General features: G+C 65.0%; 24 protein-coding genes. 11 read left to right on the forward strand and 13 right to left on the reverse strand.

Translation table 11 applies throughout. The annotated features are described in order from the left end of the window. Window positions 1-121 precede the first annotated feature (121 nt). Both AC1DRD_RS07720 and AC1DRD_RS07725 read left to right on the forward strand, forming a co-directional pair. Window positions 122-1,141: an adenosine deaminase gene (locus AC1DRD_RS07720; protein ID WP_478040931.1), complete on the forward strand. Its 1,020-nt coding sequence runs from the start codon at window positions 122-124 to the stop codon at window positions 1,139-1,141. After that, window positions 1,141-1,656, forward strand: coding sequence for a phosphoribosyltransferase (locus tag AC1DRD_RS07725; protein WP_478030159.1), 516 nt, complete (start codon window positions 1,141-1,143; stop codon window positions 1,654-1,656). Before AC1DRD_RS07720 ends, AC1DRD_RS07725 begins: the two co-directional genes overlap by 1 nt. Before the next feature lie 31 nt (window positions 1,657-1,687). Here the strand turns inward: AC1DRD_RS07725 and AC1DRD_RS07730 are convergent, their stop codons facing one another. The 7 genes from AC1DRD_RS07730 to AC1DRD_RS07760 form a co-directional block, all read right to left on the reverse strand. Further along, a complete protein-coding gene (locus tag AC1DRD_RS07730; RefSeq protein WP_478030160.1) occupies window positions 1,688-2,032 on the reverse strand; it encodes a response regulator in 345 nt (114 codons plus the stop codon). Window positions 2,033-2,040: 8 nt separating this feature from the next. Then, entirely contained in the window at window positions 2,041-2,778 is a 738-nt protein-coding gene (locus tag AC1DRD_RS07735) for a polysaccharide deacetylase family protein (protein ID WP_478040932.1), read from the reverse strand. Further along, window positions 2,775-5,177: a hybrid sensor histidine kinase/response regulator gene (locus AC1DRD_RS07740; RefSeq protein WP_478040933.1), complete on the reverse strand. Its 2,403-nt coding sequence runs from the start codon at window positions 5,175-5,177 to the stop codon at window positions 2,775-2,777. Before AC1DRD_RS07740 ends, AC1DRD_RS07735 begins: the two co-directional genes overlap by 4 nt. Window positions 5,178-5,266: 89 nt before the next feature. Beyond that, on the reverse strand, window positions 5,267-5,848 hold the full coding sequence (locus AC1DRD_RS07745) for an LptA/OstA family protein (RefSeq protein ID WP_478030163.1): 582 nt from the start codon (window positions 5,846-5,848) through the stop codon (window positions 5,267-5,269). 150 nt (window positions 5,849-5,998) lie between these two features. Next, complete coding sequence (locus tag AC1DRD_RS07750) at window positions 5,999-8,014, reverse strand: M13 family metallopeptidase (protein ID WP_478040934.1); 2,016 nt, start codon at window positions 8,012-8,014, stop codon at window positions 5,999-6,001. Between the two features lie 118 nt (window positions 8,015-8,132). Continuing rightward, a complete protein-coding gene (gene smpB / locus AC1DRD_RS07755) occupies window positions 8,133-8,618 on the reverse strand; it encodes an SsrA-binding protein SmpB (protein ID WP_066806604.1) in 486 nt (161 codons plus the stop codon). 41 nt (window positions 8,619-8,659) lie between these two features. After that, on the reverse strand, window positions 8,660-9,286 hold the full coding sequence (locus AC1DRD_RS07760; RefSeq protein ID WP_478030165.1) for a DUF805 domain-containing protein: 627 nt from the start codon (window positions 9,284-9,286) through the stop codon (window positions 8,660-8,662). Between the two features lie 515 nt (window positions 9,287-9,801). On the opposite strand from AC1DRD_RS07760, the gene AC1DRD_RS07765 reads away from it, so the two are divergent. From AC1DRD_RS07765 to AC1DRD_RS07775, 3 genes are read left to right on the forward strand one after another with little or no spacing between them, the layout of a single operon-like run. Then, complete coding sequence (locus tag AC1DRD_RS07765) at window positions 9,802-12,207, forward strand: TonB-dependent receptor (protein ID WP_478040935.1); 2,406 nt, start codon at window positions 9,802-9,804, stop codon at window positions 12,205-12,207. An 8-nt stretch (window positions 12,208-12,215) separates the two neighbouring features. Beyond that, on the forward strand, window positions 12,216-13,622 hold the full coding sequence (locus tag AC1DRD_RS07770) for an MFS transporter (protein WP_478040936.1): 1,407 nt from the start codon (window positions 12,216-12,218) through the stop codon (window positions 13,620-13,622). Window positions 13,623-13,650: 28 nt separating this feature from the next. Continuing rightward, window positions 13,651-14,583, forward strand: a complete 933-nt coding sequence (locus tag AC1DRD_RS07775; protein ID WP_478040937.1) for a TauD/TfdA dioxygenase family protein — start codon at window positions 13,651-13,653, stop codon at window positions 14,581-14,583. 88 nt (window positions 14,584-14,671) lie between these two features. Here AC1DRD_RS07775 and dapA read toward each other — a convergent pair whose 3' ends face one another. Next, on the reverse strand, window positions 14,672-15,553 hold the full coding sequence (dapA, locus tag AC1DRD_RS07780) for a 4-hydroxy-tetrahydrodipicolinate synthase (protein WP_478040938.1): 882 nt from the start codon (window positions 15,551-15,553) through the stop codon (window positions 14,672-14,674). 154 nt (window positions 15,554-15,707) lie between these two features. Between dapA and AC1DRD_RS07785 the strand changes: the two genes are divergently transcribed. The 4 genes from AC1DRD_RS07785 to AC1DRD_RS07800 all read left to right on the forward strand — a co-directional run bounded on the left by AC1DRD_RS07785 (window position 15,708) and on the right by AC1DRD_RS07800 (window position 19,565). Further along, window positions 15,708-17,627, forward strand: coding sequence for a lytic transglycosylase domain-containing protein (locus tag AC1DRD_RS07785; RefSeq protein ID WP_478040939.1), 1,920 nt, complete (start codon window positions 15,708-15,710; stop codon window positions 17,625-17,627). Between the two features lie 168 nt (window positions 17,628-17,795). Beyond that, entirely contained in the window at window positions 17,796-18,296 is a 501-nt protein-coding gene (locus AC1DRD_RS07790; RefSeq protein WP_478040940.1) for a GreA/GreB family elongation factor, read from the forward strand. A 91-nt stretch (window positions 18,297-18,387) separates the two neighbouring features. Then, a complete protein-coding gene (locus tag AC1DRD_RS07795) occupies window positions 18,388-18,774 on the forward strand; it encodes a DoxX family protein (protein WP_478040941.1) in 387 nt (128 codons plus the stop codon). A 59-nt stretch (window positions 18,775-18,833) separates the two neighbouring features. Beyond that, complete coding sequence (locus AC1DRD_RS07800) at window positions 18,834-19,565, forward strand: NYN domain-containing protein (protein WP_478040942.1); 732 nt, start codon at window positions 18,834-18,836, stop codon at window positions 19,563-19,565. Between the two features lie 33 nt (window positions 19,566-19,598). Here the strand turns inward: AC1DRD_RS07800 and recR are convergent, their stop codons facing one another. Beyond that, the gene (gene recR, locus AC1DRD_RS07805) at window positions 19,599-20,195 is read right to left on the reverse strand and encodes a recombination mediator RecR (RefSeq protein ID WP_066819698.1); all 597 of its coding nucleotides are present in this window, start codon (window positions 20,193-20,195) and stop codon (window positions 19,599-19,601) included. 55 nt (window positions 20,196-20,250) lie between these two features. Here recR and fmt point away from each other — a divergent pair, with 55 nt between their 5' ends. Continuing rightward, window positions 20,251-21,159 (forward strand): methionyl-tRNA formyltransferase, encoded by a 909-nt coding sequence (gene fmt, locus AC1DRD_RS07810; protein WP_478040943.1) that lies wholly within the window; start codon window positions 20,251-20,253, stop codon window positions 21,157-21,159. Further along, the gene (truA, locus tag AC1DRD_RS07815) at window positions 21,156-21,905 is read left to right on the forward strand and encodes a tRNA pseudouridine(38-40) synthase TruA (protein WP_478040944.1); all 750 of its coding nucleotides are present in this window, start codon (window positions 21,156-21,158) and stop codon (window positions 21,903-21,905) included. Before fmt ends, truA begins: the two co-directional genes overlap by 4 nt. Here truA and AC1DRD_RS07820 read toward each other — a convergent pair. Genes AC1DRD_RS07820 through ilvD form a run of 4 tightly spaced genes read right to left on the reverse strand, consistent with a single transcriptional unit; the run spans window position 21,895 to window position 26,603 of the window. Next, window positions 21,895-23,082 (reverse strand): class I SAM-dependent RNA methyltransferase, encoded by a 1,188-nt coding sequence (locus AC1DRD_RS07820; RefSeq protein WP_478040945.1) that lies wholly within the window; start codon window positions 23,080-23,082, stop codon window positions 21,895-21,897. The two genes, truA and AC1DRD_RS07820, sit on opposite strands and share 11 nt — an antisense overlap. Next, window positions 23,079-24,473, reverse strand: a complete 1,395-nt coding sequence (locus AC1DRD_RS07825) for an NAD(P)H-hydrate dehydratase (RefSeq protein WP_478040946.1) — start codon at window positions 24,471-24,473, stop codon at window positions 23,079-23,081. Before AC1DRD_RS07825 ends, AC1DRD_RS07820 begins: the two co-directional genes overlap by 4 nt. Further along, window positions 24,470-24,901 (reverse strand): hypothetical protein, encoded by a 432-nt coding sequence (locus AC1DRD_RS07830; protein ID WP_478040947.1) that lies wholly within the window; start codon window positions 24,899-24,901, stop codon window positions 24,470-24,472. Before AC1DRD_RS07830 ends, AC1DRD_RS07825 begins: the two co-directional genes overlap by 4 nt. After that, the gene (ilvD, locus tag AC1DRD_RS07835) at window positions 24,882-26,603 is read right to left on the reverse strand and encodes a dihydroxy-acid dehydratase (protein ID WP_478040948.1); all 1,722 of its coding nucleotides are present in this window, start codon (window positions 26,601-26,603) and stop codon (window positions 24,882-24,884) included. The genes AC1DRD_RS07830 and ilvD overlap by 20 nt, the downstream gene beginning before the upstream one ends. Window positions 26,604-26,797 lie beyond the last annotated feature (194 nt).

Raw genomic sequence — 26,797 nt, forward strand, 5'->3', positions numbered from 1 at the left:
GGAGAGCATGTATCGTATTTGTTCTCATGGAACAATAGTGGAACATGAACTTTTTTCGCACCGAAACGGCGCTTTCCCGATATTTCTTGCCCGAGCCCCTGCCCCGCTTCATGGTTTGCTTATGCAGAGCGACCTCGACGCCTTTATCACCGGCCTGCCCAAGGCCGAGCTCCACCTTCACATAGAGGGCAGCCTGGAGCCCGAGCTGATGTTCTCCTTGGCAGAGCGCAACCAGGTCGAGATTCCGTTCAAATCGATCGAAGAAGTGCGCGCCGCCTACAGCTTTTCCAACCTGCAGGACTTTCTCGACATCTATTATGCCGGCGCCAACGTGCTCCGCACCGAAGCGGATTTCCGCGATCTCGCCCTCGCCTATTTTGATCGCGCGGCGGCGGACGGCGTGGTCCATGCCGAAATCTTCTTCGACCCCCAGACGCACACCGATCGCGGCATCCCCTTTGGCACCGTGATCGAGGGACTGCTCGCGGGAATGGCGGAGGCGGAGGCAAGACATGGCCTGACGTCGAAACTGATCCTCTGCTTCCTACGCCACTTGAGCGAGGAGGCGGCGTTCGAAACGCTTGGCCAGGCCGAACCCTGGCTCGATCGCATTGCCGGGGTCGGACTCGATTCGTCGGAAGTCGGCCATCCGCCCGAAAAGTTCGCGCGGGTGTTCGCGGCGGCGCGCGAAAAGGGCCTTAAGCTGGTCGCCCATGCCGGCGAGGAAGGCCCGCCCGATTACGTCCATCAGGCACTCGACCTGCTCGCGATCGACCGGCTCGACCATGGCAATCGCAGCCTGGAAGATCCCGTGCTGACCGCCCGGCTGGCGCGGACCGGGATGACGCTGACCGTCTGTCCATTATCCAACGTCAAATTGTGCAACGTCGCCTCGATGGACGCCCATCCGATCGACCGGATGCTCGACCTCGGGCTGCGCGCGACGATAAATTCGGACGATCCCGCCTATTTCGGCGGCTATATCGGCGAGAATTATCGCCAAGCGGCGGCGGCGCGCGGGCTTGGCAAGGATCAACTCGTCACCCTCGCGCGTAATTCGTTCCTCGGGTCGTTCCTGAGTGATGACGATGTCGCTCGCCACACCACCGCGCTCGACGCCTATGTAGCGGAGCACAGCTGATGCCGACCTTCACGCCGATCCCGCACGATGCGTTCGAAGCGCAAGTGAAGGTGCTTGCCGCCGACATCATCGACAGCGGCTGGACGCCGAGCTTCATCATCGGGATCGGGCGTGGCGGGCTGGCGCCGGCAGTCTATCTCAGCCACGCGACTGGCCTGCCGATGTTGTCGGTCGACCATTCGTCGCGCGTCGAGGATTTTTCCGACGCGCCGCTGATCAAACTGGCGGCGCGCACCCGCGACGGCGAGCGGCTGCTGTTCGTCGATGATATCAACGATACGGGCGCGACGATCGGCAAATTGCGCGCCGCATTGGCCACCGCGGGCGCAGCGCGCGACCATGTCCGCTTCGCGACCCTGCTCGACAACAAACGGTCGCGCGAACAAGTCGATTATCGTGCCGAGGTGATCGACCGTGACGAGCGCAAGGACTGGTTCGTCTTCCCCTGGGAAGCGGTCGCACCGCAGGCCTCGCTCGATGCCGATGCGGCGGAAGTGCCCGACCGGATCGCCTGATCGACGATCGTCGACAGCGCGACCGCCGCGGTCAGAGTTCCGCGAGCGCCTTGGCGACGTTTTCCATCGTGTAAGGCTTCACTAGCCGCGGGCGAGCGGCATGGGCCGGCGTGTCTTCCCCACCGCCGGTCGACAGGACGAAGGGAATGTTGCGCGCCGCCAGCGCGTCGGCAACTGGCCAGCTTTTCTCGCCGCCCGACAGATTGATGTCCAGGATCGCCGCATCGGGACGTTCGGCGTCGATCACGGCAAGCGCGGCCGTCACACTGTCGCACGTTGCGATATGCGTCTTGTTCAATGCCTCGAGGAAATCCTCGAGCATCATGGCGATCAGGGGTTCGTCCTCGACGATAAGGATACGCTGCGGCGATGCCATGACTCGCCTTAGTCTCCGCCGCTGCCGGACGCCATGCCCGGCGCACCATGATGGAGCAATTCGCCCACTGAGACCGCGCGATAGCCTCGCTCGCGTAGTCCGGCCAGGATCAGCGGCAGCGCGTCCCGCGCGGTCCCTCGCGATTGGTACATTGCGTGGACCAGGATGATCGAACCTGGCTTGACCTGACCCAGCACGCGATCGGCATAGGCGCGGGGGTCGTGCGCGCTGTCGGGATCGGCGATGTCCCAGGTAACCATGCGATATCCCGTCTGCTCGACCGCCATCGGCAGTCCCGTGAGCTTCTTGCCGAAAGGCGGGCGGAAAAGGGTCGGCCGGGCGCCTTCGGCGCGCAATAGCGCGTCGGTCTTGCGGATCTCTTCGACATAGCCGCCGGGGAAAAATCCCCACATGCGACTGTGGCTATAGCTATGGTTGCCCACTTCCTGCCCGGCCGCCAGCAGCCGCCGGGCCTCGCCCGGATGCCTGACCATCTCTTCGCCGATCAGGAAGAAGGTGGCATGCGCATCATAGGGTTTGAGCGTGTTCAGGATATAGGTCACGCCGTCCGGCGTGGGGCCGTCGTCAAAGGTCAACGCGACCAGCTTCTCGTGCGTATCGACGTGGCAGATCGGCGTGCCGACCAACTGAAAGCACAATGCCCGGCTGATCCGAAACAGGCCGATGGCGATGACGAGAATGATTATCACCGCCACCGCGGCGACGATCACGCGACGTCGGGTCATTGCTCGACCACGGACGAGGTCAGCATGTCGCGCGCCGCTTCGGCGAGTTGCTGCACTGAAAAGGGCTTGGGCAGGAACGCTACGTTGTCGAGGTCGATCGACTTTCGCAGCTGTTCCTCGGCATAGCCCGACATGAACAAGATCGGCAGATCGGGATAGCGCTCGCGGGCGTGGCGCACCATCGTCGGGCCGTCCATCGACGGCATCACGACGTCAGAAATAAGCAGATCCGGCTTTTCACCTCGCGCCAGCAATTCGAGCGCCGCTTCGCCATTCTCGGCGGTCAGCACGGTATAGCCCTGCCGCGTCAGCGCGCGCTCGGCGACTGCCCGGACCATATCTTCATCCTCGACCAGCAGGATCAAGCCGGTTCCCCACAGATCGACCGGCTTTTCCTTGGCGGCGACCTTGGCGATCTTGGGCGCCTCGGCGGCGTGGACGGGAAAATAGATCGAGAAGGTCGCGCCCTGGCCCGGTTTGGAATCGGCGAAGATATAGCCGCCCGACTGTTTGACGATGCCATAGACGGTCGACAGACCCAGCCCGGTTCCCTTGCCGATTTCCTTGGTGGTGAAGAACGGCTCGAAGATCTTGCCGAGGATTTCGGGTGGGATGCCGGTGCCGGTGTCGCTCATCTCCAGCGCCGAATAATCGGCGATTGGCAGGATGTCGGATCCCATCTTGCGGACCTCCGCCGCGCTGACCGCCCGGGAAGTAATGGTCAGCGTTCCGCCGCCATTGGGATCCTTGGACAGCATCGCATCGCGCGCATTGACCGCCAGATTGACGACGACCTGCTCGAGTTGTCCGGGGTCGGCGCGCACCGCCCCCAGGTTGCGTCCGTGCCGCACTTCGAGCTTCACCGTCTCGCCGAGCAGGCGCTTGAGCAATTGCGATACTTCCGAGATCACATCGGGCAGCTGCAGCACTTGCGGCCGCAACGTCTGCTGGCGCGAAAAGGCCAGCAATTGGCGCGTCAGGCTGGCTGCCCGGTTGGAGTTCGCCTTGATCTGCTGAATGTCGTCATAATCGCTGTCGCCGGGCGAATGGCGCATCAGCATCAGGTCGCAATGGCCGATGATCGCGGTCAGGATATTGTTGAAATCGTGCGCGACGCCACCGGCGAGCTGGCCGACGGCCTGCATCTTGGTCGCCTGCGCGACTTCGCGCTTGAGCCGGGTCTCTTCGCCATTATCCTTGAGGCTCAGCAGCACGGCGGCATCGCCCAGCCCGCGCGCGCCGGCGATGGTCAGCGCGACCGGTTCGTCGGGATGGTCCTTCAGGCGGATCGCCATGTCCATCGAATGGGTCGCGCCATTGGCGAAGCGGCGGATCGCATCGGCCACCGCGGCCTTGTCCTCACGCACCACCAGGTCGCCGGGATAAAGCGGCGGCTGCGCCTGATCCACTTGTGCCGCGCGGACGAACGGATCGTTCATCTGGACGAAGCGCCCGTCGCGATCGACCAAGGCGAGCCCGACCGGAAGCAGCGAGATCAGGCTTTTGACATGCGCCGCAGCCGATCCGCCGATCGCCGGCTGGCCATGCTCCTCCTCGTCGAGCAACACGACCAGGATCGGCGCATCCTCTCCGTCGAGGAACGGGATCTGCAGGATGCGGAGCGGGGCGCCGCGCGGGCCCTCGCGCTCGAATCGCACCTGGCCTTTGTCGTCGGCGATCAGGAAGCGCGCGAAGTCGCGGCCGACGACGACGCTTTCCTCGTGCCCCATTGACCGCTCGCGCAGCACGCGATTGGCGGCGAGCAGGCGGCCATCGGGCGCGATCAACGCGGCCATGATACCGGCCGCGGCCAGCCGGTCGCCGCTAGGCCCGGCGATGATCGATTGCACATTGGTGGCGAGATCGAGCCCCCGCGCCTCATGAAAGCGCCAGACCAGCATGTCCTCGCCCTCGCCCGCGCGCTCGATCGCCACCGCGAGCGGCGCGCCGCGCGTGGTGATGCGGTCGAGCTCGGCCGACCCGTCGCGCCAGGCGATGCGCCCCGCCGCCGCCAGCTCGCCCGGGCCATTGTCGTCGAGCGGCAGGCCCGGAGGCGTCGGATAGCCGGCAAAGCGCGCGCGATAGCGCTCATTGGCGCAAATGAGCCGCCCAGCCCGGTCGGTCACGGCGATCGCATCGTCGCTTGCCGCCGCGAGCGCGCGCGCCACGCTCCAGTCGGTTTCGCCGGGTATGTCGGACGCCGCCGGCGCGAACCGCGACCAGACGATAACGGCGCCGACCAGCAACAGCATGGCGGCCGCGAATCCCCCTGCAATGGCGAAATTGTGGAGAGTCATCAGCGCGATCAGCGCCGCCCCCGCACCGCACGTCGCCGCGACGATCAGCGCTTGGCGCTGACCGGGGGCGCGTGCATCGTTTGGAACAGGTCGGGAAGCCATCAGCCCCTTGTGGCGCGGTGGCTAGGCAGGTCAAGCATCGTCGGGAATCCCCGACCCGCGCCGGCGCCTCTCCGCCGCATCAGCCGATGCTATTTCTTGTCAGGGGTGCTCGGGCTGGCGGTGCTAGGCGTCGCGGGAGCGTCGGTATTGCGCTTGGGAACCGAGAAGACGCCGGTCACCCGGCCGCCCGACTTGCTCGTGCCGACCTTCCCGCCGGAATCGAGCGACGCGCCGTTATTGTTGAGATTGATCACCAGCCGTCCGCCGCGAACCACGTTGGCGCCGCGATTCAGCACGACATTGCCGATCATCGTGATGATGCGCTTGTTGAGATCGTAGATCGCATAGGAGCCCGAGGCTTTCTCCCCGGGCCGGGTCACGACGACATTGCCCGACGCGCGGATCTGCGAGATTTCCGGCGGCGCACCGCTCGAGCTCATGAGGCTCGAGGAATAAAGTACTTCGGCCCGGTCGGACGTTACCGTCATCGCTCCCTGGCGGGCGCGGACGTTGCCCTGCGCCAGCGCGCGCTGCACCTTGTCCTGGATTTCGAGATGGTCGGCATCGACGCTCAGCGTCTCGTTTCCGCCCGACTGGAACGCCGAAACGCGCGCGCCGAGCAAGGTCGCGGCGCAAGCGAGAAGGATGAACGTGGTACGCGGATGAGCCATGATTTTGCCTACAACAAGGTTTCGCGCGTTGAAAGCACCCAACCACGCCAAAAAATACCATTGAACTCCTGGCGATGAACCAAGGCTGATGAACCAACACCGCCGGCGGGATATCCGCCGGCGGCGCCATCGATCATCTACGCCAAAAAACTACCAGATGCGGACGCGGTCGGCCGGGGCGAGATACAGTTTCTGCCCAGACTGGACTTTGAACGCGGCGTACCACGGGTCCATGTTGCGGACGATGCTGGCGCGCGCTTCCGACGGCGCATGCGGATCGGTGCGCAGGCGCTTGAGCAATTCGGGCTCGCGATAGCTGCGCCGCCACACCTGCGCCCAGCCGAGATAGAAGCGCTCGTCGCCCGAATAGCCGTCGATCATCGGCGCGGGCTTGCCGCCCAGCGCCTTGTGATAAGCGTCATAGGCAACGGTAAGGCCGGCGAGATCGGCGACATTCTCGCCCAGGGTCAGCTTGCCCTGGACATGCTGGCCGGGCAGCGGCTCGTATTTGTCATATTCCGCCGCCAGCGCGTCGGTGCGCGTCTTGAACGCCGCGACATCGGCGGGCGTCCACCAGTCGGTGAGCTGGCCGCTCTTGTCATATTTGGCGCCCTGATCATCGAAATGGTGGCTCATTTCGTGTCCGATCACCGCGCCGATCCCGCCATAATTGACCGCCGGGTCGGCATTGGGATCGAAGAACGGCGGCTGCAGGATCGCGGCGGGAAAGACGATCTCGACCATGCCGAAATTGGCATAAGCGTTCACTTCCATCGGGGTCATGCCCCATTCCCAGCGCTGGAGCGGCTTGCCGAGATGGGCGATATTGTCCTTGCGGCCCCATTCGTTGGCGCGCCATTCGTTACCGAAGGCATCGCCCTTCACGATCTTGAGCGAGCCATAATCGCGCCATTGCGACGGATAGCCGATCTTGGGTCGGAACGCTGCCAGCTTGGCATGCGCCTTGATTTTGGTCTCGGCCGACATCCAGTCGAGCTTGTCGATCCGCGCGTTCATCGCGGCGATGATGTTCTTGACCAGCTGGTCGGCAGCCGCCTTGGTCGCGGGCGGGAAATATTGCTGGACGTACAATTTCGAGACGTCGTCCTCGATCGCGTTGGTGGTGAATTCCACCCCGCGCTTCCAGCGCGCTTGCTGCTCGGGAGTGCCCGACAGCGTCTTGCCGTAGAAGTTGAAATTCTCCTCGTCGAACGCCTTGGGCAGGACATCGGCGTAATTGTCCAGGCTGCGGACGATCAGTTGATCCTGCAGTACCGTCATCGGCGCCTCGGCGACCAGCTTGACGATCCCGGTGATCGCAGAGGGCTGCGCCACCAGCAACGTATCGACCGGGGCCCCGATCCCCTTGAAATAAGTCGGGAAGTCGAAGCCCGGCGCCTTCGCCTGCAGGTCGGCGACCGACAATTTGTTGTAGCGCTTGTTGGCATCGCGGCTATCGATCCGCGACCAGCTGACCGCGGCGATCTGCGTCTCCAGATCGACGATCGCCTTGGCCCGGGCGTCGGCATTGGCTTCGCCCGCCAGAGTCAGCATCTTGGCGATATGCGCCTGATATCCCGCCTTGGCGTCGGCGAATTTGGGGTCGCTGTAATAATCGCGGTCGGGCAATCCCAACCCGCCCTGACGCAAGCCCAGGATATAGGTTTCGGGCGCCTTGTCGTCCTGGCCGACGCCGGCGCTGAACGGTCCACCAACCCCGCCCATCGCGGCTTCGGCCAGCAATGTCGCATAGCCAGACTTGTCGGTCGACTTGATGCGATCGAGCCACGGCTTGATCGGCGTCAGCCCCTTCGCCTCGATCGATCCGGTATCGAGGAAAGTCGCATAGGCGGTGCCGATCTTCGAATTCGGATCCGTCGCGGCTTTTTCGAGGATCCCCTTGGTCCGCGATTCGGACAGATCGGCGAGCAGGTTGAACGCGCCGTAATTGGACTTGTCCGACGGGATCGGCGTGGTCTTCGCCCAGGAGCCGTTGGCGTAATTGTAGAAGCTGTCGCCCGGCGCGACCGACTTGTCCATGCCGGCTTCATCCATGCCGAAGGTGCCGAAGGTGGGCTTGCCGGAGGACGCGGCCACGGTCTGCTGGGTGAACGCCGCGGCGCCGAGCGCCGTCGCCGCAAGAAGTGCGAACGCGAAGGGTTTCATCTGGGGAGGGTCCTTTCCGAAGCGGAGGAGCGGACGTTCGCGTGACAGACCGGAGCCGTCATGTTCCCCCTTATTGATGGTGCGTGTTCTACCCCGGTGACACGCCTAGTCAATCGCGTCAGCCGTGGTCCCGCATGATGCGTCCGGCGTCGCGTTTCCACTCGCGTTCCTTGATATGCTCGCGCTTGTCATGGGCTTTGCGGCCCTTGGCCAGGGCCAGTTCGACCTTGGCGCGGCCGCGCGCGTTGAAATAGACCGTGAGCGGCACTAGCGTCATGCCGTCGCGCGCCACCGCGCCATGCAGCTTGTTGATCTCGCGTGCATTGAGCAGCAATTTGCGCGGCCGCTTGGGCTCGTGGTTGAAGCGGTTGCCGTGGCTGAATTCGGGGATGTTCGAATTGACCAGCCAGACGCCGCCGTCCGCCAACACTTCGGCATAGCTTTCGGCGATCGACCCTTCGCCGGAGCGCAGGCTCTTCACTTCGGTCCCGGTCAGCGCGATCCCCGCCTCGAACGTCTGCTCGATGGCATAGTCGAACCGCGCGCGCCGGTTCTCGGCGACGATCTTCTGCTTGTCGAACGTGAGGGGCTTGGGACGGGCCATGGGCCGGGCGATGTAAGCGCCCGCGTGCCGGAAGGGAAGCTTTAGTGGAAGGGCGGCTTCAGCGGATCGTCGCCGAAGCGGTTGGGGCCGACCGTTCCCGGCAGGACCAGGAACACGATCATCATCACCAGGATCGCGAAACCGAGGATGTTGACCAGCGACATCAGGGTCATCGACTGCATCGCCTGCTGGAATGCCGGATTGTTGAAGTCCGGCGGGCTGCCGGGTTTCGCCGCGGACATCGACGCCATCATCGAAAAATAACGGGGAAAGAACGACGCCATGAAGATCGGCGAGACGATCTGCATCGCGTAATAAGGCGCCGACCACCAACCCGAGCGGTCGCTGTCATGCAGCCGACGCACAACCGCCGCGCCCGACAGAACGAAGAACAGCACGGCGCTCACGACGGTCATCGTGATCATGTTCTGCATCATCGGCATCATCAGCTGAATCATCGCCTGCGGGTCGTTGTCGAACCGATGCGGATCGCCCTGCATCATTGGCATCATCTGGTCGAACCACGACGTCATCAGCGGAATCATCGCGATCGCCATGACGACGAACTGGACGATGTAGACGATCAGGATCCACAGCCAGAAGGGCTGACGGTTTTCCCTGCCCTGGAAATCGACGATGCCGGTCAGATGCCTGGTCAGCAGGTTCATGGCGAATACCCCCTCGCTATGTCGGCTCAGCCTAACGCCGGCGAGCAGGATTGAAAGTCTTTGTCCTCGCCTGGCGGTTTTCGCGGTTCATTCTGCGCCGGCTCCGACCGCCAAACCCCAGCTTTAGCACCGACTAGCGCATCTACATTGACCGTTTTATATCCTATCAAGATGATGGGAATAACGGATCGAGAGGGAAATGGTCGTCCCTCTGGCGAACGCCACCGACAGGCCCGCGGCTTTTGATGGGATGCAGCTTGCTCCGCGTAACCAACGGCTAAAGCGCGATGCAGGGCTGCGTGACGCCCGGCTTCGTTGTCCCCGAGTGAAGGGAATGAAACGATGCGATGTCATGATTCCAATTGTCCGATCGGCTGATCGACTGCTCCTGATCGCCTGACGACTACGCCGACCGGCAGCGCCGGCGGCGCACGCCCGAATTCCATCGAACGCACGTGCCCTGCGAGGGCGCGGCCGGAGGCGATTGCCTGCGGCAAAGGGGACCCCTTCGCCTGATGACCAAGTATCTATTCCTGACGTCTCTCAGCCTGACGACGCTGGCGTCCGCTCTTCCGGCGACTGCCTTCGCCGACGATAAGGTGGCGCCGCCAGCCGCGACCAGCGCCGTCCCCAACGCCGTCGCCGATACCGATGCCGATCCTGAAGGTGGCGGCGACATCGTCGTTACCGCGCGGCGCCGGGCGGAAAGCGCACAGGACGTGCCGATCGCGCTCAGCGTGGTCGACGACAAGGCGCTTGCCGCGACCGGCAATTATTCGCTGGCGCAGATCCAGCAACTTGTGCCCAGCCTCCAGGTCTTCAGCTTCAACCCGCGCAACACCAACGTGAACATCCGCGGCCTGGGCTCGAACGTCGCGCTGACCAATGATGGGCTGGAGAACGGCGTCGGCATCTATATCGACAATGTCTATTACGGTCGCGTCGGCCAGTCGCAATTCGACCTGGTCGACCTGCAGCAGGTCGAAGTGCTGCGCGGCCCTCAGGGTACGCTATTCGGCAAAAACACGACAGCGGGTGCGATCAACATCACCACGCGCGCGCCGAGCTTCGATCCCGAACTGTCGGCCGAGGCGTCGCTGGGCGACTATGGCTATCGCCAGTTTCGCGCCTCCGCCTCAGGCGCGCTGATCGGCGATGTCGTCGCCGCCCGGCTGAGCATCGCCGACACCAGGCGCGATGGCTTCCTGACCAACGTCCATGACGGCAGCGATTCGGCCAATTATTATAATTTCAGCCTGCGCGGGCAGCTGCTGATCAAGCAGAGCGACCGCCTTTCGATCAAGCTGATCGGCGATTATTCGCACCAGAAACAGCACCATGTGCTCCAGGTGCTGTCGGGCTTCTTCGGGACCTATGACGACGGTACGCCGATCGCCAACAATTTCCTCAATCGCACCAGCCGGGCCGGCTACACGCCCCTGCCCTTCACGCCCTTTGCGCGGCTCGGCGATTCCGACAGTCCCTACCAGGCCAACATGAAGAGCTATGGCGCGTCGGGACAGATCGACTGGGACCTCGGCGCCGCCGCTTTGACCTCGATTACCGCCTATCGCTGGTGGGATTGGGATCCGGCCAACGATGGCGACGCCACTGGTTTGCCCGTCGTGACAAAGTCGCAGCAAGCTAATCACCAGCGCCAGTTCAGCCAGGAAGTGCGGCTGGCGTCGAAGGGTGACAATCGCATCGATTACGTCATCGGCGCTTACTATTTCTGGCAAATCATCAGAGGAAATGGCGCGGTCGCTTATGGGTCGGCCGCGCCGAATTGGTACCTCCCGACCACCGCCGCAGCGGTCGCCAATGCCGCGCTAAACGGCTTTGAGGCGGATTCGACCTCGACCCCGACGACCCACAGCGCCGCCGTGTTCGGCCAGGCGACGTGGAACGCGACCAGCCGCCTCAAGCTGACGCTGGGGTTGCGCTATACGCACGAGAAGAAAGAGGGTGCGTATAACCAGTTCTGGGTCGCGGGCACCGATCCCTCGACCCTGTCTCCGGCGGCCGGCGCCGCGGTGATCGCGATCCGCAACCAGTTCAACCCGGTCACCTCCTATTCGACCAGTTTCACCGACGACAGCGTCTCGCTGCTGGCCAATCTGTCGTACAAGATTGCGCCCGACGCGCTGATCTATGCGACCTATTCGAGGGGATCGAAGTCCGGCGGCCTCAACCTCACGTCGCTGCCGGCCGGCGTCACTCCCGATGTGCGGCCCGAGCGGGTCAATGCCTATGAAGTCGGGCTGAAAGCGCAAGCGCTCGACAAGCGGCTGACCGCGAACCTTGCCGCATTCTGGACCGACATATCCGATTACCAGACCGCGATCACCGAACAGGCGCCGGGCGGCCTCACCTATCGCCAATATATCTCCAACATCCCCAGCGTCCGATCGCGCGGTGCCGAAGCCGATCTCAGCTTCGCACCAACCCGCCTGGTCAGCCTCAATGCCTCGGCTTCCTATACCGACGCGGTCTATATCGATTACCCCAACGCACCGCAGGCGCCCGAGCGGCTCGACCTGGGATCGATCCAGGACCTCAGCGGCAAGCCGCTCGCCGGCGTTCCCAAGTTCACCTACACGCTGGGCGCCGATATTGCCCAACCGGTCGGCCGTATCGCCGGCCAGGCTATCCAGTTCTACGGCCATGCCGATTTCGCACATCGTTCGTCACTGAACACGTCGTCGACCAATTCGCGCTATGCCCAGGTGCCCGGTTATGGCGTGCTCAACGCGCGGATCGGCGTGCGGCCGGAAAGCGGCCGCTGGGACCTCTCGGTCTGGGCCCGAAATCTCACCAATACGAAATATTTTCAGACGCTTGCTGCCGCCAACACCGGCGTGATCACCGCGTTGCTCGGTGATCCGCGGACGGTCGGCGCCACGCTCCGCATCAAATTGTGAGGTGAACCATGGCTAGCCTGTTCCCGCCCCGACCGTTGTCCTTCACCGCCCCGACCGACGACGGCGCGGGGCCCGACCGCCCGACCGCATGGCGCCTGATGGCCCTGTCGGCAGTCGCGGTACCGGTCGCGGCGGCCGGACTGCCGCTCGCGGTCTATCTGCCGCCAATATACGTCCAGGACCACGGTCTGTCGCTCGGTGCGATCGGCCTGATCTTCCTGATCGGCCGGTTGTGGGACGCGCTGCTCGATCCGCTGGTCGGCACGCTGAGCGATCGCACGCGCACCCGCTTCGGCAGACGGCGCCCCTGGATCGCCGGGGGTGGCCTGCTATTCGCGCTGGCGGCGGCGTTCCTGTTCTTTCCGCAGGGTCAAGTCTCGGTGGCCTATCTCGCGGCGACGTTGTTCGTCTTCTATCTCGGCTGGACCGCGATCCAGATACCGCTGCTCGCCTGGTCGGGCGAGATTTCGGGCCGCTATCACGAGCGCACGCGGATCGCGACGTTCCAGACGGTGGTGACCGCGTCGGCGCTGTTGCTGACCCTGATTTTACCAACGATCGCCGACCAATGGCAGCCGGGGGACGGCAAGCTGAAACTCGCGCTGATGGGCGGATTGGTGCTGGCGACGATCCTGCCCGGTCTCGCGCTTACCCTGACCGCTTTCCCCGAGCAGCCGCTGCCTGAATCTCCAGCACGCCGCCGTCCGATCGGCCAGGCGATCCGCACCGTGCTCGCCGACCCGTTGCTGCTGCGCGTGCTCGGCTCCGATTTCGCGGTGACGCTCGGCCAGAACATCCGCGCCTCGCTGATCGTCTTCTATGTCAGCTTCTTCATGCACCGGCCCGATTGGGCGGCGGGTCTGTTCCTGTTCCAGTTCGTTTTCGGAATCCTGGCCGGGCCGATCTGGCTCAGGATCGGCTACCGCCTGGGCAAGCACCGCACCGCGGTCACCGGCGAGATCGTTCAGGTCATCGTCAATCTGGGCCTGCTGCTGGTAACGCCGGACCGCTTCGGCTTGCTGCTCGCATTGACCCTGGCGCAGGGCCTAGCCCAAGGTTCGGGCAATCTGATGCTTCGCGCGATCGTCGCCGACGTCGCCGACAAGCACAGACTCGATCATGGCGAGGACCGTACCGGGCTCTATTTCTCGGTGTTCAGCCTGGCCGGCAAGGCGGCCACCGCGGTCGCGGTCGGGATCGCCCTGCCGCTCGTGTCCTGGCTTGGCTTCGACCCCAAGGCGGTCAACAGCCCCGCCACGTTGCAGGGGCTCGCCATCGTTTTCGCGATCGGTCCCGCCATCGCCCACGCCTTTTCCGCCTGGCTCGTCAGCGGCTTTCCGCTCGACGAGGCGGCGCATGCCGAAGTCCGCCGCGCGCTGGACGCCCAGGGGGCAGCCCTCGCCCCTGCCGAATGACCCCCATCAACCCCGAAGGAGACGTGCCATGACCAATCTTACCCATGAATTCGTGAATGCGCGGGACGCCGACGCCCTGCTCGACATCGTGCCGGTCGCGGGCCGGATCGGCGCCGAAATCCGCGGCGTGAAGCTGTCCGGCCAGCTCGATCAGGTCGCCATCGCCGCGATCCGTGCCGCGCTGGTGCGCCACAAAGTGATCTTTTTTCGCGACCAGGATCATCTCGACGATGCGGCGCAAGAAGCGTTCGCGGAGAAATTCGGCAAGCCGATCGCGCACCCCACCGTGCCGGTTGTCGACGGCAGCAAATATCTGCTCGAGCTCGATTCGAAGGAAGGCTATGCGGCGTCCAGCTGGCATACCGACGTGACGTTCGTCGATGCCTATCCCGAAGCATCGATATTGCGCGCGATCACCATTCCCGAAGCCGGCGGCGACACGCTCTGGGCCAATGGCGTCACCGCCTATCAGGAATTGCCCGAGAGCCTGCGCACGCTGGTCGACGGCCTCTGGGCACTGCACACCAATCTGTACGATTATGCCGGGACGTTCGGCGAGGCCGACCGCAAGCGGGTCGAGGAGCACCGCAAGGTGTTCGCATCGACCGTCTATGAAACCGAGCACCCCGTTGTCCGCGTTCATCCGGAATCGGGCGAGCGCGCGTTGTTGCTCGGCCATTTCGTCAAGCAGTTCGTCGGGCTGAACGCGGCGGATTCGCAACGGCTGTTCTCGATCCTGCAGGACCACATCACCAAGCCCGAGAATACCGTGCGCTGGCGCTGGAAGCCGAACGACGTGGCGATCTGGGACAATCGCGCGACCCAGCACCGCGCGATCGCCGATTTCGGGCCGCAGCGCCGCACGCTGCGCCGCGCGACTGTCGCCGGCGACGTGCCGGTGGCGATCGACGGCAGCCGCAGCAGGGTGATCAAACCCGAACTGGTCGCCGTCGCCGCCTGATCGACTTGGCTGGGGTAGCGGCCGCTGCCCCATCCTGGCGCCGCGTCCGTGTCACGCCGGACGCGGCGTCGAAATCATCGTTGCCGGTTCACAGCCCCGCCGTCGCCATCGCCGCGTCGACCGCGGCGCGGCTCGCGTCGTTAGCCTCGGTCATCGGCAGGCGGAGATGCATCGGCCAATTCGGCTTTATCTTGCCGAGCGCGTATTTGACTGGCCCCGGCGAGGCGTCGGTGAACATCGCAACGTGCAACGGGTAAAGGCGATCGTGGAGCGCCAGCGCTTTGACATGATCGCCCGCGGCCCAAGCGGCCTGGAATTCGGCGCACAAGCGCGGCGCTACGTTCGCGGTGACCGAGATGCAGCCGACTCCGCCCATCGCGTTGAACGCCAGCCCGGTTTCGTCATTGCCCGACAATTGGACGAAATCCGGGCCGCAGCCCAGCCGCTGCTCGGTCACCCGGCCGAGGCTGCCGGTCGCGTCCTTCACGCCGATAAAGACCTCGGGGAACGCCTTGACGATCCGCGCCATCGTCGCCGGCTGGATGTCGGTGACAGTGCGCCCCGGCACATTATACAGCACGATCGGCAGCGGCGTTTCGCGCGCGATTGCCTCGAAGTGGCGGAAAATGCCTTCCTGGCTCGGTCGGTTGTAATAAGGCGGCACCATCAAAGCGGCATCGGCGCCCGCTGCCTTGGCGGCATGGACATTGGCGATCGCGACGCGGGTATCGTTCGACCCGGCGCCAGCCAGCACGGGCACGCGGCGGTTGGTCTGTTCGGCGCAAACGCGAACCGCATAGAAATGCTCGTCGGCAGTCAAGGTAGCGGCCTCACCGGTCGTCCCGACCGGTACCAATCCGGCCGATCCTTCGGTGATTTGCCACTCGACGAGTTCGCGATACGCGTCCTCTACGAAGGCGCCATCCGCCGCGAAAGGCGTGACCAGTGCGGGGATCGATCCCGAAAACATGCTTAAACGCTCCCGCGTGGCGGCGATCCGCCGTTTTTTCGTTGTTTTATATCCTGACAGATAGGGCGCGAGAGCATATCCTGTCCACATGCTTGCGTCGTGGTTCAAAAGCGGGGTTGCCGCCGCCGCCCTTTCGGGGATGGCGGCGACGGGTATGGCGTTCCAGGATCAGCTCGAATGGGCCAAGTCCAAATTGATGGGCGCGCCGAGCGCCGACCCCAGATCGGTCAGCGCCTTATCGGCCGCGATCACCGAATGGCGGTCACTCAGGCAGACCAATAGCGCCCCGTTCGAAAGCTATGCCCGTTTCCTGCTCGCGCATCCGGGATGGCCGGGCGATGTAGCGATGCGACGTGCCGCCGAAACGTCGCTGGCCATGCCGGGCTGGTCGCCATCGACCGCGGTCGCCTTCTTCCGGCGGTATCCGCCGCAAACCGGAACGTCCTGGGTCCGCTTTGCGGAGGCACTGACCGCCACGGGCTCGATGGACGACGCGCGGACGGCCGCACGCAATGCCTGGGCTCAGGGCAGTCTGACGCCAACCGACGAGAGCAAGGTGCTGACGACCTGGCCTGACGCGCTGCTCCCCAAGGACCAGGATGTGCGGATGGACCAGTTGCTGTGGCAGGGCCAGACCGCCGCCGCGGCGCGCCAGCTCGCGCTCACCGGCGCCGCGCGGCGTCCGCTGTTCGCGGCGCGACTCGCGCTGCGCACCAATGCGCCCGATGCCGGCACTGCCGACGCGATCGGCGCCGGCGATCCGGGCTATCTGGCGGACAAGGCGATCTGGCTGACCAATTCGGGCGCCGCCGGATCGGCGCGCGCGCTGCTGGCTCGACCGCACAATTTCTCCAGCAAACCGCTCGATGTCGACCGCTGGTTCGACCTGCTGCTGCGCAACGCCCGGGCTGCGGTCGACGCCGGCGACTATTCGACCGCATACAATATCGCGAGCCAGGTCGATGACGCCTATCCCACCGGTACCGACATCGCACTTCGCCCCCTGGCCGAGCGCGACCCGTACACCGATCTCGTCTGGCTCGCCGGGCAGACCGCGCTCAAGCGGCTGGGCCGTCCATCCGACGCGATCGGCATGTTCGTCCGCTATACCGGCGGCTCGCGGTCGACCGCGCTCAAGGCGAAGGGCTTCTACTGGGCGGGGCGGGCCGCTCAAGCCGCCCGGCAAAGCGATGAAGCGACTCGCAACCTCACCGCGGCGGCACGCTATGGCGATCAATTCTACGGCCAGCTGGCAGCCGAGCGCCTCAGTCAGCCTTTATTGGCGCCGGCCGAGCCGACGCCGCCGCCAATCCCGCCCGCAGAGCGCTCGGCCTTCTACAATAACGAGGTGGTCCGCGCGGCGCAGTTCCTCGGCACGGTCGGCGCGCATGAGGATCAGAGCCTGTTCCTGCGCCAGATCGCCAACCTCGCAAGCACCGTCGACGACCATGTGCTGGCCGACGAATTGGCCCGGACGCTGGGGCGGCCCGATCTATCGGTGATGGTCGGCCGCAGCGCGCTGTTGAACGGCGTCACCGATTACACCCGTTCGGGATTCCCGACGGTCAATATTCCGGCGTCGTCGGCATCGAGCTGGACGATGGCGCATGCGATCATGCGCCAGGAGAGCCAGTTCGACCGCTCGCTGATCAGCCGCGCCGGCGCGCGCGGAATGATGCAGTTGATGAACGGCACCGCGCGTGAGCAGGCGGGCAAGCTCGGCCTTGCATGGGATCAGGGCATGCTGCTCAGCAGCACCGACTATAACATCCAGCTCGGCACCGCCTATTTCCAGCGGCTCTACAATCAATATGGCAGCTATCCGCTGGCGATCGCCGCCTATAATGCCGGCGCCGGCAACGTGAACAAATGGCTGGCGGCGAACGGCGACCCGCGTACCGGTACGGTCGACTGGATCGACTGGATCGAGGCTATCCCATTCGACGAGACCAAGCGTTACGTCCAGCACGTGCTGGAGAATGCGGTGGTTTATGACCTGATCAATCCGCAGCGCGCGCTATCGACCGGCAATGCGCGGTTGAGCTGGTATATCGGCAACAAGCGGCCGGGCTGACGACCTGCCCGTCACCCCCGCGAAACTCCCTCCGTCACCCCAGCGAAAGCTGGGGTCTCAGGCGAAGGCGCGATACGGCTTGAGACCCCAGCTTTCGCTGGGGTGACGGGCAGGCTGGGGTGACGGAAGGAGTTTCGCCCGGGCGACGGATGGGGCTATCGAGGCGCGGTGAACGACCGACCCAATTACATCACTCCAGCCGGCTTCGCCGCGCTACGCGCCGAATATGAACAACTGTTCGCCGAGGAGCGCCCGAAACTCGTCGAGACGATCGCCTGGGCGGCCGGCAATGGCGATCGCTCGGAGAATGGCGACTATATCTACGGCCGCAAACGGCTGCGCGAAATCGATCGCCGGCTGGGCTGGCTGTCGAAGCGGATGAAAGCGGCGAAGGTGGTCGATCCGGCGCAACAGCCCGATACCAGCCGTGCGTGGTTCGGCTGCACGATCACCGTCGCCGACGAGGAAGACAACCGACGCGTCCTGACCCTGGTCGGCGACGATGAGACCGACGCCGGCAAGGGCCTGATCGGCTGGAGCGCTCCACTTGCCCGCGCCTTGCGGGGAGCTGCGGTCGGCGACCTGCGCCGCGTGACCTTGCCTGCGGGCGAAAAGGAATATGAAGTGATGGCGGTCAACTATCCCTCCGCCGATGCGACCAAAAAATAGGGGCAAAACGTAACGGACCGTTTCTTTCGCGTGGCTGGTCGGTGATCGTGATAGGCTCTAGATCGATCGCGTAACGAACAGGAGGTCATCCATGCCCATTCCCGCCAGCTGGGCGCCGCGACTGCTGTCGCTGCTCCGCATTGTCGTCGCGCTCGGTTTCATCGAACACGGCACGTCCAAATTCTTCGCCTTCCCGCCCTTCCCGATGCCGCTCACCCCGCTGCTGTACGTCGCAGGTGCATTGGAGTTGGTCGGCGGCGCGCTGATCCTGCTCGGCCTATTCACGCGGCCGGTCGCCTTCATTCTGTCGGGGCAGATGGCCGTCGCCTATTTCATGTTCCACGCGCCCAAGGACTTTTTCCCCGCCAGTAACGGTGGAGAGGCGGCGATGCTCTATGCCTTCGTTTTCCTGTACCTGGCCGCGGCAGGAGCGGGGCCCTGGAGTCTTGACGCGCTCCGCACTCAACCGCGCGCATAACAAGCGCCTGGAAGCGGGCGCGATTGCGCAACGCGCGCCGCGCCCGCTATCACTAGGCCATGACCGACGAGACTCATGGCCGCAACATCGCCCTGCTGATCGACGCCGACAACGCGTCCGCCGGCACGCTCGACCCGGTGCTGACGATCCTGGCCGAACTCGGCACGGTCAATATCCGCCGGGTTTACGGCAATTGGTCCAAGCCCGCACTCAAGGGCTGGCGCGATCAGACGGTCCGCTACGGGATCGAGCCGCAGCAGCAATTCGACCTGACCAAGGGCAAGAACGCGACCGACATGAAGATGACGATCGACGCGATGGACCTGCTCTATCGCGGGCGTGTCCACGGGTTCGGCATCATGTCGTCGGATTCGGACTTCATGCCGCTGGCGATGCGGATCCGGCAGGACGGCCTGCCGGTTTACGGGTTCGGCACGTCGAAGACGCCCGAGGCGTTCCGCCAGGCCTGCACCCGATACATCGACGTCACCGCGCTCCGCCAGGCCCCTGCCCCGGAGACCATCCACGCCAGCCACGCTGCCGCCGGCAATGGCAAGGCCGAGGTGGACCCGGAACTGCTCAAGCTGCTGGTCGATGCCTATGACGCCGTGAAGCGCGACGAGCGCGGTTTCGTCAATCTGTCCGAGCTTGGCGAGCGTGCCGGCAACCGTTCGAGCTTCGACGCGCGCAATTATGGCTATAAGCGCCTGTCCGACCTCATCGAGGCAGTGCCCAATTTTCAGACCGAGCGCCGCGACGGCGGCCGCATCTATGTCAAGCGCGTGCGTTAGCAGCGCATTCCAGCTTCATCCGCGAGATCAGGATCAACCCACCGGCCGACGCGCGCGCATCGCCTGGGCGAGCGTACCCTCGTCGAGATAGTCGAGCTCGCCACCGACCGGCAGGCCGTGCGCTAGCTGCGTAAGCCGGACCGGAAACCGCTCGATCCGCTCGGCGATGTAATGCGCGGTTGTCTGCCCCTCGAGCGTGGCGTTCATCGCCAGCACCACTTCGTCGATCCCGCCCGCTTCGACCCGGCCGACCAGGTTGGCGATTGCCAGATCCTCCGGCCGCACGCCGTCGAGCGCCGATAGCCGTCCGCCCAACACGTGATAGCGCCCCGGGAACAGCCGCGAGCGTTCGAGCGCCCAGAGATCGGCGACTTCCTCGACCACGCATAAAGACCGCTGGTCGCGGCGCGGATCGGCGCACACCGCGCACGGATCGCTGGTATCGACATTGCCACAAGTCGAACAGGTGGCGAGCTTCTGGTCCACCGCCTCCAGCGCGGCGAGCAACGGCCCCAATGCCGCCTCGCGCTTCTTGAGCAGATGGAGCACCGCGCGGCGCGCCGAGCGGGGCCCGAGTCCGGGGAGCCGGGCCAGCGCTTGAGTCAGCGCTTCGATTTCCTGCGATGCCATGGGGAACAAATAGGGGGTTGCGTGCCCCCCTGCCAAGGGGCGAAAGGCGTGGCCCATGCGGATCGTCTTCATGGGAACTCCCGATTTCGCCGTTCCGGTGCTCGATGCACTGATCGACGCGGGTCACGACGTCGTGGCGGCATACAGCCAACCGCCGCGCGCCGGCGGGCGGCGGGGCAAGGCGCTGACCCCCTCCCCGGTCCAGGCGCGTGCCGAGACGCTGGGGATCGAGGTGCGCACGCCGCTGTCTTTTCGGAAGGAACCGGGCGCGACCGAGGCTTTCGCGGCACTGGCAGCCGATGTCGCGGTGGTGGCGGCCTATGGGCTGATCCTGCCACAAGCTTTGCTCGACGCGCCGCGATTCGGCTGCCTCAACGTCCACGGTTCGCTGCTGCCTCGCTGGCGTGGCGCCGCGCCGATCCAGCGCGCGATCCTGGCGGGTGATGCCGAGACTGGCGTTGGGATCATGCAGATGGAGGCGGGACTCGATACTGGGCCAGTGCTGCTCGAGGAGCGTACGCCGATCGATGGCAAGACGTCAGGTATCCTTTCCGCGGAATTGGCGGCAATGGGCGCGCGGTTGATGGTGCGCGTGCTCGACGATCCCGCCGCTTTTCCACCCCGGCCGCAGCCCGAGGACGGCGTCACCTATGCGTCAAAGATCGACAAGGCCGAGGCGCGGATCGACTTCACCCGCTCCGCCGTCGAGGTCGAACGCCAGGTCCGCGCGTTCAACCCTGCACCCGGCGCCTATTTCGAGTATGCCGGCGAGCGCATCAAGGTGCTCAGCGCCGCCGTCATGGAGCTGTCGGGTGCGCCGGGTGAAGTCCTCGACGGCCAGCTGACCATCGCCTGCGGCAAAGGCACGATCCGTCCGCTCGCGGTGCAGCGCGCCGGACGTGGGGTCATGACGTCAAACGAACTTTTGCGCGGCTTTTCCATCGACATAGGCACGCGCCTGTGACGCGGTTCGCGCTTGCGGTTGAATATGATGGACGCCCGTTCATGGGCTGGCAGCGACAGGACCACGGACCCAGCGTACAAGCCGCGATCGAGCGCGCGGCCAAGGACATCCTCCAGGAAGATGTGACCGCTCACGCCGCCGGCCGCACCGATGCCGGCGTTCATGCGCTGGGCATGCGCGCGCACCTTGACGTCACGCGGGCGATCACGCCGTTCCGCTTGATGGAGGCGCTCAATGCGCGCCTCAGGCCCGATCCGGTGGCGATCCTCGATTGCGCAATCGTGCCCGACGATTGGCATGCACGGTTCTCGTGCCTCGCCCGCCATTACGAATATCGCATCATCTGCCGCCGCGCGCCGCTGACCTGGGAAAAGGGCCTGGCATGGCGCGTACCGCAGGACCTCGATTCCGACGTGATGCATGATGCCGCACAGATACTGGTCGGCCGACACGACTTCACCACGTTCCGATCGGCGCATTGTCAGTCGGACAGCCCGGTCAAGACGCTCGACCGCCTTGACGTCATCCGCAATGGCGAGCGGATCAGCATATTCGCCTCGGCGCGGTCATTCCTGCATCATCAGGTGCGATCGATGGTCGGGTGTCTGGAACTGGTCGGCCAGGGCAAATGGTCGAAAGGCGACCTGAAGGCCGCGTTGGAAGCGGCCGATCGCGCGGCTCTGGGGTTCAACGCACCGCCCGATGGCCTCTATTTCCTGCGCGCCGACTATCCGCCTAGCGGCTGAATCGCGCCGCAAGCTCGACATGGGTCGACCAGCGGAATTGGCCGACCGGCTGTACCCAGTCGAGGCGGTAACCACCTTCGCAAATTATCTGAGCATCGCGTGCGAAACTACTGGGATTGCATGACACATAGGCGATTACGGGAGTCGTTGCTAGTGCCAGCCCGGCCGCCTGGTCACGCGCCCCTGCACGCGGCGGATCGAGTACTACGGCACCAAATCGTCCGAGTTCCTCGACCGTCAGCGGGCGGCGGTAGAGATCGCGATGGTCGGCGAACACCTGCCGTCCCGCACGCCCGGCGGCGGCCTTCAACGACATTATGGCGTCACGCCCTGCTTCGGCGGCATAGACCCGCGCCGGCGCCAGCGAGAGCGCGAAGGTGCCGAGCCCGGCGAACAGGTCCGCGATCGTGCCTGCCTGCCCCACGGCCTCGCGCACTGCGGCAATCAGCGCCGCTTCGCCGTCGCGCGTCGCCTGGAGGAAGCTGCCCGGTGGGAACGGCACGGCGACCCCGCCCAAGGTGATGGTGACAGGATCGGGCTCCCACCGCGTCTCGGGACCCATACCGTCATCGGTCGCGAAGCGGGCGACTTTGTGCTGCTGGCAGAAGGCGATAATCGCTTCCGCGGCTTCGAGCCCGTCGAAGCTCGCGCCGATCAGCAATTCCACGCCCTGATCGCATGACGTCATCTGAATATCGGCCCGGCGGCGTTTCAATCTCAGCCGCGCCAGCAGCTTGCACAACGGTGCCACCAAGGCGAACAATTCCGGCGCAAGTATATGACATTCCTGGATATCGACGATCGCATGACTGCCCGCCTCGGCAAACCCCAATCTTATCCGCCCGCCCTTTGCCTCGGCGTGGAGCGAGGCCCGGCGCCGCGCATTGGGCGGCGACACGATCGGTGCGCGGATGTCGGTTTCCAACTCGTGCGCGGCGAGCGCCCCCGCGATGCGGTCGGTGATGAACGCCGCATAGCTCGCATCGTCGAGATGCTGGAGCTGACACCCACCACAGGTCGGGAAGTGACGGCAAGGCGGTATCTGGTGATGCGGGCCTCGCGTGACCGAGCCATCGGCGTTGAGCACGTCGCCGGGCGCCGCCAGCGCTGCATGACGCCCATCCGCCGTGACGCCCTCGCCACGCGCGGCGACGCGGATGATCGTGTCGACAGTCATCGCAGACACTCCGCGATCGCGCGGGGAAGGCATGGGATCAGATCGTCGGCGGCAAAAGCCGGCCCCGCGAGCTGGGCGGCGCGGCCGTGAAGCCATACGGCCGCCTCAGCCGCTGCGAGTGGCGCCACGCCTCCGGCCAGACGCGCGCCGAGCAGGCCGGCGAGCACGTCGCCGGTGCCTGCCGTCGACAACCAGGACGATCCGCCGGCATAGACCCGCACATCGCCTTGAGGCGTCGCAATGACCGTGTCCGCCCCCTTGTGCACGATGACCGCTCCGGCATCAGCCGCGGCCGCGAGTGTACGATCGATCTTGCTCCCCTTCCCCTCACCAAACATCCGGTCGAACTCGCCGCTATGCGGAGTCAGGCAGGTCGGCGCGGCGCGACTGCGCAGCCGGCCGACATCGCGCCCGATCAGGCTCAGCGCGTCACCATCGAGCACCAGCGGACGCGCCGAGGCGATCGCCGCGTCCAGCCTCTCCCTCACATCTTCTTCCCGACCTAACCCAGGGCCGATCACCACCGCCCCCGTGCGTTCGTCTCCGAGCAGCTTGTCGAACTCCGTTATCGGCCGATGGACGATGGCATTCGGTCCGTGGCGGTCATCTTCGCCGACCCAGACGACATAGCCGGCGCCGCCATGCAGCGCCGCGTTCGACGCGAGCCTGGCTGCACCAGGCATGTGCCCTTCCAGCACCGCAACGAGGCCGCGAGTATATTTGTGACTGTGCGGCCCGGGCTCGCTAAGTCGAGGCATCGCTACCGTCCGCCAGATCGTGGCGATCGGGATACCGATATCATCGAGCAGGAGCTGGCCGCAGCGGTCGAGGCCGTCGCCGAGCAGATGTGCGGGCTTGAGCGCACCCAGCGCAAGCGTGACCGTCGCGCCGGCCGCCCCTAAGTCGCGGCCAAAATCCGTGTCCATGCCCGAGGGCAGATCGATCGCAAGGGTGAAGTGGGCCGCGGTCACCAGTCGCTGCAATTGGCCGACGACGTCGGGCGCCAGCGGACGAGTCAGGCCCGTTCCGAACAATCCATCGACAAGGATTGGCCTTGCCGGCGCGTCGGCAAGGCCGATAACCGCGCCGCTCCATTTGGCGCGCATCGCGGCGGCAGCGCCTTCCTTAGCCTGTCCAAGCGCGGCAACCATGACGTCATGCCCACTCTCGTGTAGCAGGCGCGCGGCGACCCAGGCATCGCCGCCATTATTGCCTGGACCAGCTAGCACCAGCACCGGCCGTCCCATCGCAAAGCGCGCCGCCTCGCGCGCCACGGCTGCCCCTGCGCGCTCCATCAATTCAGCTTGTGGAACCCCGCCGGCGAACACCGCTTCTTCCGCCGCACGCATCACAGCGGCGGAGACGATGGGCTGACCTTCAATCGGAATCATTTGGCGCTATTAGCGCCCTTGCCCTTCATCGTCGCGGGCAAACGGAAGCGGTCGCCGCCGATCGCCACTTCGATCTGGTGATCGGCGATGATGGTGACCTTGGCCGCCTCGGCACCGTCGGCCGCGACGACGCCGCGCCCGTCCTTGACCACCAACAGGCGGCGGAACCCGCCATCGGGCTTATGCACGGTCAGGATCAGCCCCTCGGTCGATTGCACGCGATCAAGCGTGCATTGGCGCGAGAAAGCGGCATTGCCGGCGGGTGCGCAGACGATGCGACCATCGTCCTCGGCATCCGCACTCGCCTGGGCGAGGGCATTGTCGAATTCGCTATTGCCGTTGCCGGCCGACGATCGCGGGTCGGCCGAACAGGCAGTGAGAATCAGGATCGACCCTATCGCGAGCGCGCTAGATATCCGCGTAAACATGAGTTTCGGCCGCCGCTCCAGGATGGGTCACGGCGCCCTTATAGGCAGGGCCGACATTCTGCGCATAGCGCCACAAAGCGCCCGACCCATAATCGGACACCCGCGCTTTCCACGCCTTACTGCGCTCGGTCAGCACATCTTCCGCGACGTCGAGATCGATCGTACCCACCTCGGCGTCGATGCGGATCATGTCGCCGTCCTCGACCAGCGCGATCGGGCCGCACTCGGCGGCCTCAGGCCCGACATGGCCGATGCAGAAGCCGCGGGTCGCGCCCGAAAAGCGCCCGTCAGTGATCAGCGCGACTTTCTCGCCCATGCCCTGGCCGTATAGAGCCGCGGTGGTCGATAGCATCTCGCGCATGCCCGGGCCGCCCTTGGGGCCCTCGTAACGGATGACGATGACCTCGCCTTCGTTGATCTGGCGCGCCTCGACCGCGGCGAAACACTCTTCCTCGCAATCGAACACCCGCGCGGGACCGGCGAATTGCAGGTGATGGAGACCGGCGACCTTCACGATCGCGCCATCGGGCGCCAAGGTGCCGCGCAGGCCGACAACGCCGCCGGTCGGGGTGATCGGCGTCTTTGCGTCATAAATGACCTTCTGGTCGGGGTTCCAGGTGACCTGATCGATATTCTCGCCCAAGGTCTTGCCGGTCACCGTCAGGCAATCGCCATGCAGGAAGCCTTCGGTCAGCAAGGTCTTCATCAGCATATAGACCCCGCCGGCATCGTACATGTCGCGCGCGACATATTGCCCGCCGGGCTGGAGGTCGGCGCAATAAGGCGTGGTCTTGAAGATCTCGGCGACGTCGAAGAGGTCGAACTCGATCCCCGCTTCATGCGCCATCGCCGGCAGATGGAGCGCGCCATTGGTCGATCCGCCGGTCGCCGCGACGATCCGAGCGGCGTTCTCGAACGCCTGCCGGGTGCAGATGTCGCGCGGGCGGATATTCTTCGCCAGCAACTCCATCACCTGGGCGCCCGCCGACACCGCGATCTGTTCGCGCGTCGTGTAAGGAGCCGGCACCATATTGCTGTTGGGCAAGGATAATCCAATCGCCTCACCGACGCACGCCATGGTGTTGGCGGTATATTGTCCACCGCACGCGCCGTGCCCGGGACAAGCGACGCGTTCGAGCTCGTGCACTTCGGAAAGCGGGCAATTGCCGGCGGCGTAGCGGCCGACCACCTCGAACACATCCTTCACCGTGACGTCACGGTCGTGAAAGCGCCCGGGCAGGATCGATCCGCCATAGACGAAGATCGACGGGATATTGAGGCGTAGCATCGCCATCATCATCCCCGGCAGCGACTTGTCGCACCCGGCAAAGCCGACCAGCGCGTCATAGCAATGGCCGCGCACCGACAGTTCGACCGAATCGGCGATGACCTCGCGGCTGACCAAAGACGCCTTCATCCCCTGGTGCCCCATGGCGATGCCGTCGGTCACGGTGATCGTATTGAACCGCCGCGGCATGCCCCCGCCCTGCTCCACCCCGCGCCGCGCGGCATCGGCCTGCGCGTCGAGCGTGGTGTTGCACGGTGCCGAATCGTTGCCGGCGGAGGCGAGCGCGACAAACGGACGCGCGATCTCCTCCTCGGTCAGGCCCATGGCGTAATAATAGCTGCGGTGCGGGGCGCGCTCCGGACCGACCGAGACATGGCGGCTGGGGAGTTTCGATTTGTCGAATGTGTGGGTCATGGCGCGACGCCTATGTCGCGAGAAGGTCCGTTTGCGCAAGACTATTGCTGAGAAAGGTGTGGCGGGGAGCGGCCGAAGCCGCTCCCACGACCGATGACGTCCGGTTTTGTGGCCGGAGACCATGCGCGGGCGCGGCGTGGAGACGGACCTGCGTAGCTGTCACCCAGCAAGTTGGGGGCCAGTTGAGGACTCGC

This window comes from Sphingomonas sp. P4_G2 (genome assembly GCF_056401155.1).

Coding starts and splice junctions, on each gene's coding strand:
- recR (WP_066819698.1), bottom strand. CDS start 20,195: ATGGCATCGCAGGAAATCGAAGCGCTGACTCAAGCGCTGGCCCGGCTC.
- AC1DRD_RS07730 (WP_478030160.1), bottom strand. CDS start 2,032: ATGGCATCGCCGCAGCGTATCCTTATCGTCGAGGACGAACCCCTGATC.
- AC1DRD_RS07760 (WP_478030165.1), bottom strand. CDS start 9,286: ATGAACCTGCTGACCAGGCATCTGACCGGCATCGTCGATTTCCAGGGC.
- AC1DRD_RS07785 (WP_478040939.1), top strand. CDS start 15,708: ATGGCGTTCCAGGATCAGCTCGAATGGGCCAAGTCCAAATTGATGGGC.
- AC1DRD_RS07800 (WP_478040942.1), top strand. CDS start 18,834: ATGACCGACGAGACTCATGGCCGCAACATCGCCCTGCTGATCGACGCC.
- dapA (WP_478040938.1), bottom strand. CDS start 15,553: ATGTTTTCGGGATCGATCCCCGCACTGGTCACGCCTTTCGCGGCGGAT.
- AC1DRD_RS07735 (WP_478040932.1), bottom strand. CDS start 2,778: ATGACCCGACGTCGCGTGATCGTCGCCGCGGTGGCGGTGATAATCATT.
- AC1DRD_RS07725 (WP_478030159.1), top strand. CDS start 1,141: ATGCCGACCTTCACGCCGATCCCGCACGATGCGTTCGAAGCGCAAGTG.
- ilvD (WP_478040948.1), bottom strand. CDS start 26,603: ATGACCCACACATTCGACAAATCGAAACTCCCCAGCCGCCATGTCTCG.
- AC1DRD_RS07775 (WP_478040937.1), top strand. CDS start 13,651: ATGACCAATCTTACCCATGAATTCGTGAATGCGCGGGACGCCGACGCC.
- AC1DRD_RS07765 (WP_478040935.1), top strand. CDS start 9,802: ATGACCAAGTATCTATTCCTGACGTCTCTCAGCCTGACGACGCTGGCG.
- AC1DRD_RS07825 (WP_478040946.1), bottom strand. CDS start 24,473: ATGATTCCGATTGAAGGTCAGCCCATCGTCTCCGCCGCTGTGATGCGT.
- AC1DRD_RS07795 (WP_478040941.1), top strand. CDS start 18,388: ATGCCCATTCCCGCCAGCTGGGCGCCGCGACTGCTGTCGCTGCTCCGC.
- AC1DRD_RS07770 (WP_478040936.1), top strand. CDS start 12,216: ATGGCTAGCCTGTTCCCGCCCCGACCGTTGTCCTTCACCGCCCCGACC.
- AC1DRD_RS07720 (WP_478040931.1), top strand. CDS start 122: ATGCAGAGCGACCTCGACGCCTTTATCACCGGCCTGCCCAAGGCCGAG.
- fmt (WP_478040943.1), top strand. CDS start 20,251: ATGCGGATCGTCTTCATGGGAACTCCCGATTTCGCCGTTCCGGTGCTC.
- AC1DRD_RS07740 (WP_478040933.1), bottom strand. CDS start 5,177: ATGGCTTCCCGACCTGTTCCAAACGATGCACGCGCCCCCGGTCAGCGC.
- AC1DRD_RS07745 (WP_478030163.1), bottom strand. CDS start 5,848: ATGGCTCATCCGCGTACCACGTTCATCCTTCTCGCTTGCGCCGCGACC.
- AC1DRD_RS07820 (WP_478040945.1), bottom strand. CDS start 23,082: ATGACTGTCGACACGATCATCCGCGTCGCCGCGCGTGGCGAGGGCGTC.
- smpB (WP_066806604.1), bottom strand. CDS start 8,618: ATGGCCCGTCCCAAGCCCCTCACGTTCGACAAGCAGAAGATCGTCGCC.
- AC1DRD_RS07750 (WP_478040934.1), bottom strand. CDS start 8,014: ATGAAACCCTTCGCGTTCGCACTTCTTGCGGCGACGGCGCTCGGCGCC.
- AC1DRD_RS07830 (WP_478040947.1), bottom strand. CDS start 24,901: ATGTTTACGCGGATATCTAGCGCGCTCGCGATAGGGTCGATCCTGATT.